16 protein-coding genes are annotated in these 18,104 nt (G+C 60.5%); 12 read left to right on the forward strand and 4 right to left on the reverse strand.

Annotated features, from left to right (window positions below; genetic code table 11):
* Positions 1-50 precede the first annotated feature (50 nt).
* Both ACA046_RS28905 and ACA046_RS28910 read left to right on the forward strand, forming a co-directional pair.
* Positions 51-1,769, forward strand: a complete 1,719-nt coding sequence (locus ACA046_RS28905; RefSeq protein WP_497675414.1) for a C13 family peptidase — start codon at positions 51-53, stop codon at positions 1,767-1,769.
* Between the two features lie 28 nt (positions 1,770-1,797).
* Positions 1,798-2,439, forward strand: a complete 642-nt coding sequence (locus tag ACA046_RS28910; RefSeq protein WP_076014100.1) for an oxidoreductase — start codon at positions 1,798-1,800, stop codon at positions 2,437-2,439.
* Between the two features lie 147 nt (positions 2,440-2,586).
* Here the strand turns inward: ACA046_RS28910 and ACA046_RS28915 are convergent, their stop codons facing one another.
* From ACA046_RS28915 to ACA046_RS28930, 4 genes are all read right to left on the reverse strand, one after another.
* Positions 2,587-2,871 carry a YceK/YidQ family lipoprotein gene (locus ACA046_RS28915; protein ID WP_076014101.1) on the reverse strand — a complete coding sequence of 95 codons (285 nt, stop codon included), beginning with the start codon at positions 2,869-2,871 and terminating at the stop codon, positions 2,587-2,589.
* Entirely contained in the window at positions 2,864-3,493 is a 630-nt protein-coding gene (gene ubiX, locus ACA046_RS28920) for a flavin prenyltransferase UbiX (protein ID WP_003219402.1), read from the reverse strand. Before ubiX ends, ACA046_RS28915 begins: the two co-directional genes overlap by 8 nt.
* Entirely contained in the window at positions 3,490-4,839 is a 1,350-nt protein-coding gene (mpl, locus tag ACA046_RS28925; protein WP_459024043.1) for a UDP-N-acetylmuramate:L-alanyl-gamma-D-glutamyl-meso-diaminopimelate ligase, read from the reverse strand. Before mpl ends, ubiX begins: the two co-directional genes overlap by 4 nt.
* A 61-nt stretch (positions 4,840-4,900) precedes the next feature.
* Entirely contained in the window at positions 4,901-6,805 is a 1,905-nt protein-coding gene (locus tag ACA046_RS28930) for a sigma-54-dependent Fis family transcriptional regulator (protein WP_497675415.1), read from the reverse strand.
* Between the two features lie 290 nt (positions 6,806-7,095).
* Here ACA046_RS28930 and exaC point away from each other — a divergent pair, with 290 nt between their 5' ends.
* The 10 genes from exaC to ACA046_RS28980 all read left to right on the forward strand — a co-directional run bounded on the left by exaC (position 7,096) and on the right by ACA046_RS28980 (position 18,039).
* Positions 7,096-8,616: an acetaldehyde dehydrogenase ExaC gene (gene exaC, locus ACA046_RS28935; protein ID WP_003219398.1), complete on the forward strand. Its 1,521-nt coding sequence runs from the start codon at positions 7,096-7,098 to the stop codon at positions 8,614-8,616.
* A 205-nt stretch (positions 8,617-8,821) separates the two neighbouring features.
* A complete protein-coding gene (eat, locus tag ACA046_RS28940) occupies positions 8,822-10,270 on the forward strand; it encodes an ethanolamine permease (protein WP_497675416.1) in 1,449 nt (482 codons plus the stop codon).
* Between the two features lie 52 nt (positions 10,271-10,322).
* On the forward strand, positions 10,323-11,717 hold the full coding sequence (locus ACA046_RS28945) for an ethanolamine ammonia-lyase subunit EutB (RefSeq protein ID WP_497675417.1): 1,395 nt from the start codon (positions 10,323-10,325) through the stop codon (positions 11,715-11,717).
* Complete coding sequence (gene eutC, locus ACA046_RS28950) at positions 11,714-12,562, forward strand: ethanolamine ammonia-lyase subunit EutC (RefSeq protein WP_497675418.1); 849 nt, start codon at positions 11,714-11,716, stop codon at positions 12,560-12,562. The genes ACA046_RS28945 and eutC overlap by 4 nt, the downstream gene beginning before the upstream one ends.
* A 92-nt stretch (positions 12,563-12,654) precedes the next feature.
* Positions 12,655-13,113 (forward strand): GNAT family N-acetyltransferase, encoded by a 459-nt coding sequence (locus ACA046_RS28955; protein ID WP_167665715.1) that lies wholly within the window; start codon positions 12,655-12,657, stop codon positions 13,111-13,113.
* Positions 13,114-13,352: 239 nt separating this feature from the next.
* Positions 13,353-14,009, forward strand: a complete 657-nt coding sequence (locus ACA046_RS28960) for a DedA family protein (protein ID WP_076014107.1) — start codon at positions 13,353-13,355, stop codon at positions 14,007-14,009.
* A gap of 6 nt (positions 14,010-14,015) precedes the next feature.
* Complete coding sequence (locus ACA046_RS28965) at positions 14,016-14,846, forward strand: M90 family metallopeptidase (protein WP_459024054.1); 831 nt, start codon at positions 14,016-14,018, stop codon at positions 14,844-14,846.
* Positions 14,847-14,939: 93 nt separating this feature from the next.
* Positions 14,940-15,467, forward strand: coding sequence for an inorganic diphosphatase (gene ppa, locus ACA046_RS28970; protein WP_003176323.1), 528 nt, complete (start codon positions 14,940-14,942; stop codon positions 15,465-15,467).
* A 214-nt stretch (positions 15,468-15,681) separates the two neighbouring features.
* A complete protein-coding gene (locus ACA046_RS28975; RefSeq protein ID WP_497675419.1) occupies positions 15,682-16,458 on the forward strand; it encodes a LexA family transcriptional regulator in 777 nt (258 codons plus the stop codon).
* A 369-nt stretch (positions 16,459-16,827) separates the two neighbouring features.
* Complete coding sequence (locus tag ACA046_RS28980; protein ID WP_497675420.1) at positions 16,828-18,039, forward strand: tyrosine-type recombinase/integrase; 1,212 nt, start codon at positions 16,828-16,830, stop codon at positions 18,037-18,039.
* The last annotated feature ends 65 nt before the right edge of the window (positions 18,040-18,104 follow it).

Below are 18,104 nucleotides of genomic sequence, written 5' to 3' on the forward strand. Positions count from 1 at the left end.
TAGATCTCGCAGCTGCGGCATACTCGGCGCTCAATTATCCGGATCCCGCTATGCGCCCACTCGCCCCCCTTGCTCTTGTCCTGTTGCTCACTGCGTGCGGCGACGGCGAATCGCTGTTGCCGCCCGATGCGCGGCTGCCCGATGGCGGTCGTTACCGTGGCGATGTGGTCAATGGCTTGCTGCAAGGCCAGGGCCGAGTGGATTACCCCAACGGCAGCTGGTACGCCGGCCAGTTTGATAAAGGCCAATGGCACGGCCAGGGCGAGTGGCATGGCAGCAATGGCGAAGTCTATAAAGGCCAGTTCCAGCAAGGCCTGTTCGACGGCCAGGGCAGCCTGACCACGGTGGGCAACAGCTACGTCGGCGGGTTCAAGCAAGGCAAACGCAACGGCGAAGGCACCCTCAAAGAAGGGCAGATGACCTATCGCGGCGAATTCAAGGACGACCAGTATTCCGGCCTCGGCCGCCTCGAGCTGGCCGACGGCAGCCAGTACCAGGGCCAGTTCGCCCACGGCAAGCCCAACGGCGAAGGCCAGCGCAACGACGACAGCGGCAACCAGTTCAGCGGCCGCTTCGTCGATGGCCAGTTGGAGGGCAACGGCACCTTCAACAGTGCCGAAGGCGACATGTACATCGGCCACTTCAAACAGAACCAGCTCAACGGCAAGGGCCGTTATGAGAACGCCGACGGCGACGTATGGATCGGCGAGTTCAAGGAAGGCGCCCTCAGCGGCAAGGGCGAACTGATCGGCGTCGACGGCAGCCACTATGTCGGTCAATTCGTTGACTGGCGCTTCACAGGCCCGGGCCGCCTGAACCTCACCGACGGCAGCTTCTATATCGGCGGCTTTGACAGCGACAGCTATCAAGGGCGCGGAACCCTGGTGCTCACGGATGGCACCGTACAGGCCGGCACCTGGGTCAATGGCATGCGCGTGCGCGACGCCGACGGCAAGTTATTACCCGACCCGCTGGAAACCGGCCTGCTGGCCCAGGGCCGTTTGCTCGATGCAGCCCTCGCCGCCGTGCCTGCCTCCACCAAGGCGGTGGAGCTGTACACCCTGGTGGTGGCCGGCGACGGCAAGCAGAGCGTGTTCCTGCGTGAAGCCGACTACGTCAGCAACATGCTCGCCACCCGCTTCGGCGCCTACGGCCAGATCCGCCTGGTGAACCACCGCGACCATATTGCCGACCGCCCCATGGCCACTCGCGAAAGCCTGCGCCGCTCGGTCCAGACCCTGGCCGAACGCAGTGGTCCGGAAGACCTGGTGTTCATCTACCTGACCAGCCACGGCACCCACGAACACGAATTGGTGCTCGACCAGCCACGCATGGAGTTGGCCGACCTGCCGACCGATGAGTTGGCCGCCGTGTTGGAACCGCTGAAGACCCGCGACAAGATCATCGTGATTTCGGCCTGCTACTCCGGCGGGTTCATCCCGGCGCTGAAAGACGAACACACCCTGATCATGACCGCCTCACGGGCCGACCGCGTGTCGTTCGGCTGCTCCGAAGAGGCCGACTTCACCTACTTCGGCGACGCCCTCTTCGCCCAGGCCTTCAACCAGACCGACGATTTGCAGCAAGCCTTCAAACTGGCGCAAACCCACGTGGCCGAACGCGAACAGGCGGACAACTTCGAAGCCTCCGAACCGCAGATCTGGGCCCCCAAGGGCGTGATTGCCCATTGGCAATTATTACGAAAACAGCAGGCACGAAAAGCGTTGGAAAGCGTCTCAATGAATAGCAAGGAAGCCAAGAGCAACTAAGCTGAATCTGTATCTAGGGGGAAACACCATGTACCTGACGCCTCAGCATATCTTGCTCGCCGGAGCCTCCGGCCTGACCGGGGAACACCTGCTGGACCGCCTGCTCAACGAGCCGACAGTGACCCGCGTGCTGGCACCCAGCCGCAAGCCATTGGCCGAGCATCCACACCTGGAAAACCCGGTGGGCGACCCGAAAGTATTCCTGCCGCAACTGAGCGGCCAGGTGGACATCGCTTTCTGCTGCCTGGGCACCACCATCAAGCAAGCCGGGTCCGAAGCAGCCTTCCGCGCCGTCGACCTGGACATGGTCGTAGCCTTCGCCAAGCGCGCCCGGGAACTGGGCGCGCGGCACCTGATCGTGATCAGCGCGATCGGCGCCGATCCGAAATCCTCGATCTTCTACAACCGGGTCAAGGGGGAAATGGAACAGGCGCTGAAGGCTCAGGATTGGCCGCAGTTGACCATCGTGCGGCCTTCGCTGTTGCTGGGTGAGCGGTTGGAGCCACGCTTGGCCGAGCAACTGGCCGGGCCATTGTCGCGACTGATTCCGGGCAAGTACCACGGCATTGAAGTGTGCGAACTGGCACGCGCGATGTGGCGGCTGGCGCTGGAAGAGCAGGATGGGGTGCGGGTTGTGGAGTCGGATGAGCTGCGCAAGCTCGGCAAATAACCGTATTCCAGGGCGTACACCCTCCAAATGTGGGAGCGGGCTTGCTCGCGAATGCGCAGTATCAGTCAATACATCAGTGACTGATCCACCGCATTCGCGAGCAAGCCCGCTCCCACATTAGGTATAGGGTGTTCCTGAGATTTTGTACTACAGGCCACCCGTCGCGTTAAACCCAACCCCCAACACCGTCAGCACCGACAACGGCAACAGCAGTGTATCGAGCAACGCGCTGGCCGGCAGGTCGACATGGGGATAGCTCGGCGCCTCGGCCCCAAAGCGGTCCATCGCGCAACACCCACCTTGAATCGCATACAAATCCAGACGCGTCCCGGCATACACCACCGGCGCCCCGGGTTGTGCCGCGTCCAGCGTGCGCGCAGTCGCGCACCCCGTCAGCTGAGCCGCCAGCAACACCATCAATAATTTATTCATCACTGCTCAAGTGGTGCTCGCCCCAGCGCGGCAGCATGTCCTGGGGAATGTTCAACAGGTTGAGAATCCGCGCCACCACAAAATCCACCAGGTCATCGATGGTTTGCGGCTGGTGATAAAAGCCCGGCGACGCCGGCAGGATGGTCACGCCCATGTTCGAGAGCTTGAGCATGTGTTCCAGATGGATGCTCGAATACGGCGCCTCGCGCGGTACCAGAATCAACTGGCGGCGCTCCTTCAAGGTCACATCCGCTGCGCGCTCGATCAGGTTGTTGCAGGCCCCCGTGGCAATCGCCGACAGGGTCCCGGTGGAACACGGCACCACCACCATCGCAGCCGGTGCGCCGGAACCCGAAGCCACCGGCGACATCCAGTCTTCCTTGCCATAGACCTTGATCTGCCCCGCCGCCGCACCGGTGTACTCGGTGAGGAAGGCCTGCATCATCTGCACCTTGGGCGGCAACGCGACATCGGTCTCGGTGGCCAGTACCAGTTGCGCCGCCTTGGAGATCAGGAAGTGCACCTCGCGGTCTTCGCGCACCAGGCAATCCAGCAGGCGCAAGCCATAGGGCGCGCCCGATGCGCCGGTCATCGCCAGGGTGACGCGTTCCGGGCCGCTCATTTCAGGGCCTCGGCGAGTTTGCCGTGCAGGCCGCCGAAGCCGCCGTTACTCATGATCACCACGTGAGTGCCGGGCTTGGCCTGATGTTTCACGTGCTCGATGATGCCTTCCAGTGAGTCGCAGCAAATCGACGGCACCGTGCACAGCGCGGCAATGGCGGGCAAGTCCCAGCCGAGGTTGGCGGGTGCATACCACACAGCCTGGTCTGCATCGTTGACGCTTTCCGGCAAACCATCACGGTGGGCGCCCAGCTTCATGGAGTTGGAGCGTGGTTCGATAATCGCAATGACCTGGGCGTCACCCACGCGTTTGCGCAGGCCATCCAGGGTGGTGGCGATGGCCGTCGGGTGGTGGGCAAAGTCGTCGTAGATGGTAATCCCATTCACTTCGGCGACCTTTTCCATACGGCGCTTGACGCTTTTGAATGCGCTCAAGGCAGCGATGCCCATGGATGGCAACACCCCGACATGCCGCGCAGCCGCCAGGGTAACCAAGGCGTTGGCGACGTTGTGTTGGCCTGTCATGTCCCAATCGACGATGCCCTGGGCGACGCCTTCGAACAGGACTTCAAATTTTGAACCGTCTTCACTCAGCAGTTTGACCTGCCATTGACCGGCCGCACCGGTGGTTTGTACCGGAGTCCAGCAGCCCATCTCGATCACGCGCTGCAAGGCCGGTTCGGTAGTCGGGTGAATCACCAGGCCTTCGCTTGGGATAGTGCGCACCAAGTGATGGAACTGCCGCTCGATGGCCGCCAAGTCAGGGAAGATGTCAGCGTGATCGAACTCCAGGTTATTCAGGATCGCCGTGCGCGGGCGGTAGTGAACGAACTTGGAGCGTTTGTCGAAGAATGCGCTGTCGTACTCATCGGCTTCGATGACAAAGAACGGGGTGTCGCCGAGGCGCGCCGACACCGAGAAGTTCTGTGGCACGCCGCCGATCAGGAAGCCCGGGCTCATGCCCGCGTGCTCCAGCACCCAGGCCAGCATGCTGCTGGTGGTGGTCTTGCCGTGGGTTCCGGCAACCGCCAGCACCCAACGGCCTTGCAACACGTGGTCTGCCAGCCATTGCGGGCCAGACACGTAAGGCAAACCTTTATTGAGTACGTACTCGACCGCCGGGTTACCGCGGCTCATGGCATTGCCGATCACCACCAGGTCCGGGACCGGGTCGAACTGCGCCGGGTCGTAGCCTTGGGTCAGCTCAATGCCCTGAGCCTGCAACTGCGTGCTCATGGGAGGGTAAACGTTGGCATCGGAGCCAGTAACATGATGGCCCAGTTCTTTGGCGAGAACCGCCATAGAGCCCATGAACGTGCCGCAAATACCGAGAATATGAATGTGCATAGTCGACCTCGTAAAACATCGAGGCAGGTTAGCGTAGGGTGGAAAAATTCGCACTCTTTAGCTAACGGGCGATCCCGTGTTTACGCAGCTTTCTATACAAGGTGTTGCGGCTTACCCCCAGTTGCTCTGCCGTATGGCTCATGTGCCAGCGTTGTTGCTCCAAGGCATTGAGCAGCGCCAGGCGCTCTGCATCGTCCAAGGGCGAATCCGAACGGTCCTCTACTACTGCAGGCTGCGGGCGTGCCTGGCGAATGACCGCTGGCAGGTCCTCAAGCCCAATCCGTCCGTCGTCGCACAATGCCGCCAACGTGCGCAGCACCGTGCGCAACTGCCGTACATTGCCCGGCCAGGCAAATGCCAACAGTGCCTGACGCGCAGGGCTGTCGAGCAACACCGGCTCGTCGCCCGTCTCCTCAGCCAACAGAAAGTCGAGCAGTTGCGACTTATCGCTGCGCTCACGCAACGGCGGCAGGGCGATTTCCAGGCCGTTCAGCCGGTAGTACAGGTCTTCGCGAAAACTGCCGTCCTCTACCCGCTCCAGTAAATTACGGTGGGTGGCGCTGATGATTCTGACGTTCACCGCTTGCGGCTCGCCGCCGATGGGCACGACGAGTCGATCTTCCAAAACCCTTAACAGACGCGTTTGCAAAGCGAGGGGCATATCGCCGATTTCATCCAGAAACAACGTGCCACCATCCGCTTGTTGCAGCTTGCCGCGCATACCTTCCTTGCGGGCGCCGGTGAAACTGCCACCGCGATAGCCGAACAGCTCGCTCTCGATCAGGCTTTCCGGGATGGCCGCGCAGTTCAGGGCGATAAAGGCTTTATCGGCCCGGAGGCTGGCATGGTGCACCGCCTTGGCAAACGCCTCCTTACCGGAGCCGGTTTCGCCATTGATCAGTAAAGGTACATCACGCTCGAACACACGCAACGCCTTGCGGAAATCGTTTTGCAGCGCCGCATCGCCCAGGCAAATGCCCGGCAACCGGGGCCGTTCGGGCAAGGGCTGTGGAGCTGGCACCGGTACGCTGCGGGGCTGGCCGCGCAACACCGCGAACAACCCACGGCCATCGCGGGTACGCAACGGCCAACTGGCGCTGGCATTCGCGCTGGCACGCCCGAGCAACTCGTCCAGGGAGCAATCGAAAAATGCCTCCACCGGCTGCCCCAACAGGCCGCCACGGATCTGCCCGAGCAGGTTCAACGCACTCTGGTTGACCGCGCAAATGCGCCCTTCGCCATCGAACGCCAGCAACCCTTCGCTGAACAGGCCCACGGACTCCGCCTGCAAATGAAAGCGCAGTAACCAGTGGTTCTCGAAATGCCGCAGGAAGTAACAACTCTCGATCATCTTCGCCGAAAGATTGACCAGCGCCATGGTGTGGAATTGGCTTTGGCGCGACACCGCTTCCCGGGCCGAGGACACATCCAGCACCGCCAGCAGCTCGCCATGGGGGTCGAACACCGGGCTGGCAGAGCAGGTCAGCCCGGTATGCCGACCACGGAAGTGTTCATCGCGATGAATCGTCAGGGACTGGCGCTCCACCAGGCAGGTGCCGATGCCGTTGGTGCCTTCGCAGGCCTCGCTCCAGTCGGCGCCCAGCCACAGCCCGGCACGTTCGAAAATCTTGCGCTCGCTGGGCGCGGTGACGCAGTTGAGGATCACCCCGCGGGCATCGGTCAGCAGCACGGCATGGCCGGCGCCGGAGAGCTGTTGATGCAGGTTGTTCATTTCACTGCCGGCGATGCTCAACACTTGTTGCAGGCGTTCGCGGCTTTCCAGCAGGCGGCCATGTTCGAGCACCGTGGGCGCGATGGTCAGCGCGGGGTCGAGGTGATAGTCCTCCAGGCAACGCAGCCAGGAGCGGGCGATGGACGGATCGCTGCCGGGGCCGTGCAAAGGGTCCTGGCCACGGGTGACCGTCAGGACTTGCTGGGCATGGCGACTGAAATGATCGTTTTGCATGTTTTTATTATTCTCCCTGCGTGAGCTACACCACCGCGCGCGAATGCCCAGCATCCTCCAGCGCCCCGACCAATGCAATCCCGACCAGACCCATGGGTCACAGGCTGTACCGTTTGTGGCACAAACTGTCACCCAAGCTGTACCAAGCCTGTCACAGCAACGGCTTGCAATAACCTCAAAACCCTTGATTTGCGGGGCCCGCAAGGCACTGGCCCGACCTTTGCTCTACGCTTTAACAAGCACAACCGTGCGTCCTCCAATAAACACAAAAAAGCCAGGAGATACCCACCATGCGTTACGCACACCCCGGTACTGAAGGCGCTATCGTTTCGTTCAAGGCCAAGTACGGCAACTACATCGGCGGTGAATTTGTCGCGCCGGTCGATGGCAACTATTTCACCAACACCTCGCCGGTCAACGGCAAGCCCATCGCCGAATTCCCGCGCTCCACAGCCAAAGACATCGACAAGGCTCTGGACGCCGCCCACGCCGCCGCTGACGCCTGGGGCAAAACCTCGGCTCAGGACCGCTCGCTGGTGCTGCTGAAAATCGCCGACCGCATCGAACAGAACCTCGAACTGCTGGCTATCACCGAGACCTGGGACAACGGCAAGGCCGTACGCGAAACCCTGAACGCCGACATCCCGCTGGCCGCTGACCACTTCCGCTACTTCGCCGGCTGCATCCGCGCCCAGGAAGGCAGCAGCGCCGAAATCAACGAACACACCGCCGCCTATCACTTCCACGAGCCGCTGGGCGTAGTCGGCCAGATCATCCCGTGGAACTTCCCGCTGCTGATGGCCGCCTGGAAACTCGCGCCAGCCCTGGCTGCCGGTAACTGCGTGGTGCTCAAGCCTGCCGAGCAAACCCCGCTGGGCATCAACGTGCTGATGGAACTGATCGGCGACCTGCTGCCGCCAGGCGTACTGAACGTGGTGCACGGCTACGGCAAAGAAGCCGGCGAAGCCCTGGCCACCAGCAAGCGCATCGCCAAGATCGCCTTCACTGGCTCCACACCAGTGGGCTCGCACATCATGCACGCGGCCGCCGAGAACATCATTCCGTCCACCGTTGAACTGGGCGGCAAGTCGCCGAACATCTTCTTCGCCGACATCATGAAAGCCGAACCGCAATTCATCGAGAAAGCCGCCGAAGGCTTGGTGCTGGCGTTCTTCAACCAGGGCGAAGTGTGCACCTGCCCTTCCCGCGCGCTGGTGGAAGAGTCGATCTACGACGATTTCATGAAAGTGGTGATGAAGAAGGTCGAGTCGATCAAACGTGGCGACCCGCTGGACACCGACACCATGGTCGGCGCCCAGGCGTCCGAGCAGCAGTTCGACAAGATCCTGTCCTACCTCGAAATCGCCAAAGGCGAAGGCGCCGAGCTGCTGACCGGCGGCAAGGTCGAGAAGCTGACCGGCGATTTGGCCACCGGCTATTACATCCAGCCGACCCTGCTCAAGGGCACCAACAAGATGCGGGTGTTCCAGGAAGAAATCTTTGGCCCGGTGGTGAGCATCACCACGTTCAAGGATGAAGCCGAAGCCCTGGCGATCGCCAACGACACCGAGTTCGGCCTGGGTGCCGGCCTGTGGACCCGCGACATCAACCGCGCCTACCGCATGGGCCGGGCGATCAAGGCCGGGCGCGTGTGGACCAACTGCTATCACCTGTACCCGGCGCATGCCGCGTTTGGCGGTTACAAGAAGTCCGGTGTGGGGCGTGAGACTCACAAGATGATGCTTGATCACTATCAGCAGACCAAAAACCTGCTGGTGAGCTACGACATCAATCCGCTGGGCTTCTTCTAACTCACAACCCGCTCCCACATTTGAAATGCAATAAAAATGTGGGAGCGGGCTTGCTCGCGAATGCGGTGTATCAGTGACTGAATTTTGAACTGCCCCACCGCATTCGCGAGCAAGCCCGCTCCCACACTTGATCTTCACAAGACCTTGCTACTCATTCGGCTTACTTAAGTAAGCCGGGACAAAACAATAAGAAAGGGATTCCATCATGCCTAGCGAACCGAATGGCGCTCCGGCGTCCGGGTCTTCCGTCGACTTTGAAAAGGTCGGCAACGAATACTTCCAACAACGGGAACTGAAAAAAGGCGCTGCCGGCTGGGTGCTCCTGGTCGGTCTCGGGGTTGCCTACGTGATCTCCGGCGACTACGCCGGCTGGAACTTCGGCCTGGCCCAGGGCGGCTGGGGCGGCATGTTCCTCGCCACACTGCTGATGGCCACCATGTACCTGTGCATGTGTTTCTCCCTGGCCGAACTGTCTTCCATGATTCCTACCGCTGGCGGCGGCTACGGCTTTGCCCGCAGCGCGTTCGGCCCCTGGGGCGGATTCCTCACCGGCACCGCGATCCTTATCGAATACGCCATCGCCCCCGCCGCCATCGCAGTGTTTATCGGCGCCTATTGCGAGTCGCTGTTCGGCATTGGCGGCTGGATCATCTACCTGGCGTTCTACATCATCTTTATCGGCATCCACATCTTCGGGGTGGGTGAGGCGCTGAAGCTGATGTTTGTGATTACCGCCGTCGCCGCCATTGCCCTGGGCGTGTTCCTGGTGGCGATGGTGCCGCACTTCAATATCGCCAACCTGCTGGATATTCCGGTGACCGAGGCCAAGGGCGCCAGCACCTTCCTGCCATTCGGGTATGTCGGCGTGTGGGCAGCGATCCCCTATGCAATCTGGTTCTTCCTGGCGGTCGAAGGCGTGCCGCTGGCCGCCGAAGAAACCAAGAACCCGAAACGTGACCTGCCCCGCGGCCTGATCGGTGCCATTGTGGTGCTGACCAGCTTCGCCCTGCTGATCCTGGTCATCGCGCCCGGCGGCGCTGGCGCCTATGCACTGATGGCATCGGGCAATCCGCTGGTAGAAGCCTTGTCCAAAGCCTATGGCGGTTCCACCTGGATGGGCCACTTCGTCAATCTGGTGGGCCTGGCCGGGCTGATCGCGAGTTTTTTCTCGATCATCTACGCCTACTCTCGGCAGATCTTCGCCCTGTCCCGCGCCGGCTACCTGCCGCGCAAGCTGTCGCAGACCAACAAAAGCAAGGCGCCCGTCCTGGCCCTGGTGATCCCCGGCATTATCGGGTTTGGCCTGTCGCTGACCGGCCAGGGTGATTTGCTGATCCTGGTGGCCGTGTTCGGCGCGACCATTTCCTACGTGCTGATGATGGCCGCACACATCACCTTGCGCATCCGCCGCCCCAAAATGGACCGCCCTTACCGCACACCGGGCGGCATCTTCACCTCGGGCGTCGCTCTGGTACTGGCCTGCATCGCTGTTGTGGCGGGCTTTCTGGTGGATCCGCGCGTGGTGATTGGCGCCGCGATCATCTATGGAGTATTAATTGCTTACTTTGCTTTCTACAGTCGGCATCACTTGGTAGCAGGCACGCCGGAAGAAGAATTTGCGGCGATCCAGGCCGCAGAGGCCGCCTTGCACTAAACGCCGTAAACCTCGGTGCGGGCCGCTGCCCGCGCCGCCAAGGAGACTCTGTATGGCAAGCTTTTCCCACGCGGTCGGTGCATTGACCTACCGCTTCGACAGCCTCAAGGACGTGATGGCCAAGGCTAGCCCGGCGCGCTCCGGGGATTTCCTCGCCGGTGTTGCCGCGCAGAACGACGGTGAGCGTGTCGCGGCGCAAATGGCCCTGGCCAATATTCCGCTGAAGCACTTTCTTGAAGAAGTGCTGATCCCGTACGAAAGCGACGAAGTCACCCGGCTGATTATCGACACCCACGATAAACAGGCGTTTTCCGTGGTAAGCCACCTGACCGTCGGTGGCCTGCGGGATTGGCTGCTCAGCGACGCGGCCGACGAACAAAGCCTGCGCGCCCTGGCGCCCGGGCTGACACCGGAAATGGCCGCCGCCGTGTCGAAGATCATGCGGGTGCAGGACCTGGTACTGGTGGCGCAGAAGATCCGCGTCGTCACACAGTTTCGCGGCACCATGGGCCTGCGCGGGCGCCTGTCCACCCGCCTGCAACCCAACCATCCCACCGATGAACCGGCGGGTATCGCCGCCAGCATTCTCGACGGCCTGCTCTACGGTAACGGCGACGCGATGATCGGCATCAACCCGGCCACCGACAGCATCGCCTCGATCTGCGCCATGCTGGAAATGCTCGACGCGATCATCCAGCGCTACGAAATCCCGACCCAGGCCTGCGTGCTGACCCACGTCACCACCTCCATCGAAGCCATCAACCGTGGCGTGCCGCTGGACCTGGTGTTCCAGTCGATCGCCGGCACCGAGGCGGCCAACGCCAGTTTCGGCAACAGCCTGAGCGTGTTGCAGGAAGGCTACGACGCGGGCCTGAGCCTGAATCGCGGCACCCTCGGGCAAAACCTGATGTATTTCGAAACCGGCCAGGGCAGCGCCTTGTCGGCCAACGCGCACTTTGGCGTCGACCAGCAAACCTGCGAAACCCGCGCCTACGCCGTGGCCCGGCACTTCAAGCCGTTTTTGGTGAACACCGTGGTCGGCTTCATCGGCCCCGAGTACCTGTACAACGGCAAGCAGATCATCCGGGCCGGCCTCGAAGATCACTTCTGCGGCAAGCTGCTGGGCGTGCCGATGGGCTGCGACATCTGCTACACCAACCATGCCGAAGCCGACCAGGACGACATGGACACCCTGCTCACGCTGCTGGGCGTGGCCGGGATTAACTTCATCATGGGCATCCCGGGCTCCGACGACATCATGCTCAACTACCAGACCACCTCGTTCCACGACGCGCTCTACGCCCGGCAAACATTGGGGTTAAAGCCGGCACCGGAGTTTGAACAGTGGCTGGCGAAAATGGGCATCTTCACGCAAGCCGACGGCAAGGTGCACTTCGGCAACAGCCTGCCACCGGCATTCCGCCACGCCTTGGCGCAACTGGGATGAAGAAGGAACCGCCTGTGCACATCGACACCCCGGAAAACAACGTGGACAACCCGTGGCTGGAACTGCGGCGCCTGACCCCGGCGCGAATTGCCCTGGGCCGTACCGGCACCAGCATTCCTACCGGCGCGCAGCTGGATTTCCAGTTCGCCCACGCCCAGGCGCGGGACGCCGTACACCTGCCGTTTGACCATGTAGGACTCAGCAGCCAACTGGCCGAACGCGGCCGCGACAGCCTGTTGCTGCACAGCGCCGCCGTCGACCGTCACAGCTACCTGCAACGCCCGGACCTTGGGCGGCGCCTGAGTGATGAATCGGCCCAGGTCCTGCGGGACTACGCCGAAGCCAACCCGGGCGGCGTGGACCTGGCGGTGGTAGTGGCCGACGGTTTGTCGGCGCTGGCGGTGCATAAACATACGCTGCCGTTTCTTACACGCATGGAGGAACAAACCCACGCAGAGGGTTGGTCGCTGTCGCCGGTAATTCTGGTGGAACAGGGCCGCGTGGCAGTGGCGGATGAAGTCGGCCAGTTGCTGGGGGCGAAAATGGTGGTGATTCTGATCGGCGAGCGGCCTGGGCTCAGCTCGCCGGACAGCCTGGGCCTGTATTTCACCTACAACCCCAAGGTCGGCCTCACCGACGCCTACCGCAACTGCATCTCCAATGTGCGCCTGGAGGGCCTGAGCTACGGCATGGCCGCTCACCGCTTGCTGTACTTGATGCGTGAGGCCTGCCGCCGGCAGTTGTCGGGGGTCAACCTCAAGGATGAAGCCCAGGTTCAAACCCTCGAGTCGGATGATCCCGACCTGATGAAAGGAAACTTCCTGCTCAGCCCGCCGAAGGACTGATCCTTGCACGATTGCGCTTTTTCTCCGCTTTAGGCAGCATCGAAACACGGCCGCTTGTGTGGTCATACCCCATTTGGAAGTTGAGGCCTGGCATGCGGATAACTCAAGCGACCCTGGAACACCTGGACCTGTTGACCCCGCTTTTCGTCAAATACCGTGAGTTCTACGGTGCGCTGCCTTTCCCTGATTCGAGCCGCGCCTTTCTGGAAAAACGACTGCGCCGCAAGGAATCCGTGATCTATCTGGCGTTGGCCGACGATGACGACAAGAAACTGCTCGGTTTCTGCCAGCTGTATCCAAGCTTTTCATCGCTGTCCCTCAAGCGCGTGTGGATCCTCAACGACATCTACGTCGCCGAAGACGCACGCCGTCAGTTGGTGGCCGACAACCTGATGCGTACCGCGAAGAAGATGGCCAAGGAAACTCACGCCGTGCGCCTGCGTGTGTCCACCAGCAGCGACAATCAGGTGGCGCAGAAGACCTACGAGTCCATCGGTTTTCGGGAAGACACCGAGTTCAAGAACTACGTACTGCCCATCAGCGATGACTGACATCTATTAACCAAACTTCATGCATCGGTTGTGGGAGGCCCTCCCACACTGACTCCGTGCCTGGAATAAGATCGATGTCGCGACATCCCCCGCTACAAAACCAACACGCTTTTCACGACTCTATCCGTATAATGCGGACCTTTCAGGGTCGTAAGAATTACGCCGCAACCTTGTAGCCCTTATTACCCGAAGCCTCCGCACAGGCCCGCTGAGCCAGGCCATTCACACAGGTGCCATCCATGGATTTCAACCCGCTCGACCTTATCCTGCATCTCGACGTGTACCTCGACATGCTGGTGAGAAACTACGGAGTGTGGATATACGCCATTCTGTTCCTGGTTATCTTTTGCGAAACAGGCCTGGTGGTCATGCCCTTCCTGCCGGGTGATTCCTTGCTGTTTATTGCCGGCGCCATCGCCGCGGGCGGTGGGATGGACCCGGTATTGTTGGGCGGTTTGCTGATGCTCGCGGCCATCCTGGGTGACAGTACCAACTACGTGATCGGACGAACGGCCGGGGAACGCTTGTTCAGCAACCCCAACTCGAAAATCTTCCGCCGCGACTACCTGCAAAAAACCCACGACTTCTACGACAAGCACGGCGGCAAAACCGTGACCCTGGCGCGCTTCCTGCCGATCCTGCGGACATTCGCACCGTTCGTCGCCGGCATCGCGAAAATGCCTTACCCGCGCTTCTTCGGTTTCAGCGTGTTCGGCACCATCCTGTGGGTCGGCGGCCTGGTGACACTGGGCTACTTCTTCGGCAACGTACCGTTCATCAAGAAAAATCTGTCGCTGCTGGTGGTGTTCATCATCCTGCTGTCGCTGGTGCCGATGATCATCGGCGTGTTCCGCAGCCGCTTTGGCCGCTCGTCCTCCGAAGCCAAGCCGCAGTAACCTGCGATGTGGTCCCTCAGCGCCTGGCGTCGCCGGCGCCTGCTGGCCAAGCACCCGATTGCCGATGAAACGTGGCAGCGGGTGCGCCATCACCTGACCTTCCTCGACGGTATCACCGCAGAAGAAGACCAGTGGCTGCGGGAAGCCTGCGTGGTGTTCCTCGCCGAAAAACACCTCACCGCCCTGCCCGGCGTCGAACTGCACCAGGAACAACGCCTGCTGCTCGCCGCCCAGGCACAACTGCCGCTGATGAACCTTGGCGACCTGGACTGGTACCAGGGCTTCCACGAGATCGTGCTGTACCCCGACGACTTCCTCAGCCCCCAGCGCCATCGCGACGCCAGCGGCGTGGAACACGAGTGGGACGGCGAACACAGCGGCGAAGCCTGGCAGCAAGGCCCGGTGATCCTCGCCTGGCCCGGCGTACTGGCCAGCGGCAACTGGGAAGGCTACAACCTGGTGATCCACGAACTGGCCCACAAGCTGGACATGCTCAATGGCGACGCCAACGGCCTGCCGCCGCTGCACCACGACATGCGCGTGCAGGAATGGGCCAGCGTCATGCAAAGCGCCTTCGATGACCTCAACCGCCAACTGGACCACAACCCGGACGCCGAAACGCCCATAGACCCGTACGCCGCGGAAAACCCGGCCGAGTTCTTTGCCGTTACCAGCGAATATTTCTTCAGTGCCCCGGATTTGCTGGTCAGTAGTTATCCACAGGTGTACGAACAACTGCGCCACTTCTACCGCCAGGATCCCCTGGCGCGCCTGCACCAGCTGCAGGCCGGCGACGTGCGGTACCAGACTGAACGCCAAGCGTCCTACGACGTCTGACGCATGGCATCGGCGTCAGAATATGCCTATAATCGCCGCCACTTTTAGGCCAATCCGGCCATGTTTCATGGCCAACTACGGGGGCAACGCCCAATGAGCTACAGCAAGATTCCGGCTGGCAAAGACCTGCCGAACGACATCTACGTCGCCATCGAGATTCCGGCCAACCACGCGCCGATCAAATACGAAATCGACAAAGACAGCGACTGCCTGTTCGTTGACCGTTTCATGGCCACCCCGATGTTCTACCCGGCCAACTACGGTTTCATCCCCAACACCCTGGCAGACGACGGTGACCCCCTCGACGTGCTGGTCGTGACCCCTTACCCGGTTACCCCAGGCTCGGTTATCCGTGCTCGCCCGGTCGGCATCCTGAACATGACTGACGACGGCGGCGGCGATGCCAAAGTTATCGCAGTGCCACACGACAAGCTGTCCCAGCTGTATGTCGACGTGAAGGAATACACCGATCTGCCGCCACTGCTGCTGGAACAGATCAAACACTTCTTCGAGAACTACAAAGACCTCGAAAAAGGCAAATGGGTGAAGATCGACGGTTGGGGCAACGCAGACGCCGCCCGCGCCGAGATCATGAAGTCGGTCGCTGCCTACAAAGGCTGATACCGTTACTCGTTTTAAAAAAGCCCCGATTAATCGGGGCTTTTTTTGTGGGAAAAATATAAACATCCGATCACTTTAATAAACATATTTACATCAACTGTTTAACTAGCTTAGTTAAGAAATAGAACATTCCCTCAATAAGGAAACACCTACATACGGCAACTCAACGCATGGTTTATTTGATCTATTTTTACGGCCAGTAAACTCTGCGTTTATGAATACATCAGGTGATCGCTTAAGAGCGCTATTACGGGAAGTTCATCTTTCCGCTTCCGACTTCGCCAAGAACCGCGATGTTACGCCTCAGCACGTAAACAACTGGTTCAAACGCGGCGTCCCCATGGGCCGGCTCAACGAGTTCGCAGAACTGCTGTGCGTCACCAGCCGTTGGCTGCGCACCGGCGAAGGCCCCAAACATCCACCCGCTAACTACCTACTGGAAGGAACCGATGCAGACGCCTCACACCGTATTGCCCGCGAAAACAGCGGCAACTACATCACCCACCCGGTCTCAGGCCCGGTAAAAATCGACGTGGAGATTCCCCTCCACCCCACCTTCACCTCAACCGAAAGCATCCGCCTCTCCCTGCACGCCCTTGAAACCATCGGCGTAAGCCCGGAGCGGGCACTCGGTGCCTACATGGTTGGCAACAGCATGATCGACATCATCCAGGACGGAAGTACCCTCGCCATCGACTGTGGCCGCAAACAGATCATCGACGGCGAAATTTACGCGGTAGAGCACGACGGAATGCTGCGCATCAAATACCTCTACAACCGCCCCGGAGGCGGCCTGCGGATGCGCAGCCACAACAGCGCCGAGCATCCGGACGAGTTTTTGACCTACGAACAGCGGCACGAGCAGAACTTTGAGATTCTGGGTTGGGTGTTCTGGTGGGCAACGCTGAATAACCGCCGCCCACCAGTGCCGCTGGATGAGCATTTATTGGGCTACGAAGGCTCTAAATCGGATCCGAAGCTGGGAAATTGAGGCGAATGTGGGTATTATCCGCCGCACATTTGGTAGGGGGTTGGCGTGAAGCCGGTCCGCCCTGCCTGGCGATGCGGAGGAGTTCCCGCTGATGCCCCTTATCACCCGGGCGCGAGTTTGGGTGAACGATTTGAAGGCTGGTGAGGTTTACCAAAAATAAGCTGAACCAGTCCCCGAGAAGCCGGCCACAAGCCGGCTTTTTAATTGTCCGAAATAATCCTATCCCATCCAAGAATCTTCCTGATAGCTTAGCTATTCCGGGGATTTCAGGCATTTCCCTGTCCGATGGTGTTCAACGCCATTTGACCTCATCCGACGATGAAGTGGGGGGACAGGTGGGGGGACAAAAGGGACGACAGGGGAAATCCAATGGGTAAGCTGAATCCGAAACAAGTCGAAAACCTGACCGAACCCGGCACCTATGAAGATGGTGCCGGGCTTCGCTTGGTCGTCAAACCTACCGGGCGTAAATCCTGGCTGCTTCGCTTCCAACTGGCGGGCCGTCGCAGAGAAATGGGTCTGGGCTCATTCCCTGAGGTGAGTCTCAAGAAGGCCAGACAAGATGCCAGCGCTAAACGCACCCAATTGAGTGATGGCATAGACCCATTAGCCGCTCGCGACATAGAGCGCGCAGCTCAACGGGAAGCCCAACGAGCAAGTGAAGCCAAGCAACTGAAGTTCGAGACCCTTGCAACGGAATACCGTGATGCTCACGGCGCGGCGTGGTCGGAAAAGTGGCGTAAAGGGTGGCTGCGGAAGCTGGAGCTGTATGCGTTTGATCACATAGGCAAGCTGTCAGCCGAAGACATCGGTACTCCCGAAGTGCTCAAGGTGCTGCAACCCATCTGGGCTACCAAAACGCGAACCGCCGATGAGGTACGTGGGCAAATTGAGCAAGTTTTGGACGCCGCCAAGGCACGCAACCTGCGACAGGGGGAGAACCCTGCTCGCTGGCGCGGGCACTTAGACAATCTGTTGAGCCGTGCTGAAAAGAAGAAGGCTCGGAAGCGTGAGCACTTTGAAGCTTTGCGCTGGCAGGATGTACCGGCTCTGATTAGCAAGCTCCAAGCAGACTCAACGCCCGCGTCTGTAGCCGCCCAACTACTGATCATGACCAGCGCACGTGCGCACATGGTGAGGTTTGCGCGTTGGGATGAGTTTGACTTGGAAGCGGGTACTTGGTCGCTGCCAGGTGAGCGAATGAAGATGCGGGTAGCCTTCGTGATTCCGCTTGCTGAGGAGGTCGTGAAGCTGGTGAAGAGCATTCCGCGAGATGAGGGAAGCGCCTTTCTATTCCCCGGCCAAGGTAAGACGGGGGCCATACACGCAAACGCTGTACGAACGCTCCTGCACGGCATGGGATACGAACACATCACGCGTCATGGCTTCCGGTCTTCGTTCCGGGACTGGGCTAGTGAATGCACCCCCCACCCCCGTGAGGTATGCGAAATGGCGCTGGCACATGATGAACGAGACCAAACCGAGGGAGCCTATTCCCGATCCAACTTCTTTGACAAGCGTCGGGCGCTAATGACCGAATGGGCCACATTCATCATCTCAGGTGCCACAACGAAATCTTAAGAAGATACTCTGCCACACTGTCCACAATGCTGAAATCCGTCAGCAGAGGAGAACATACTGAAAAA

It is taken from the genome of Pseudomonas sp. LBUM1641, from assembly GCF_059716235.1.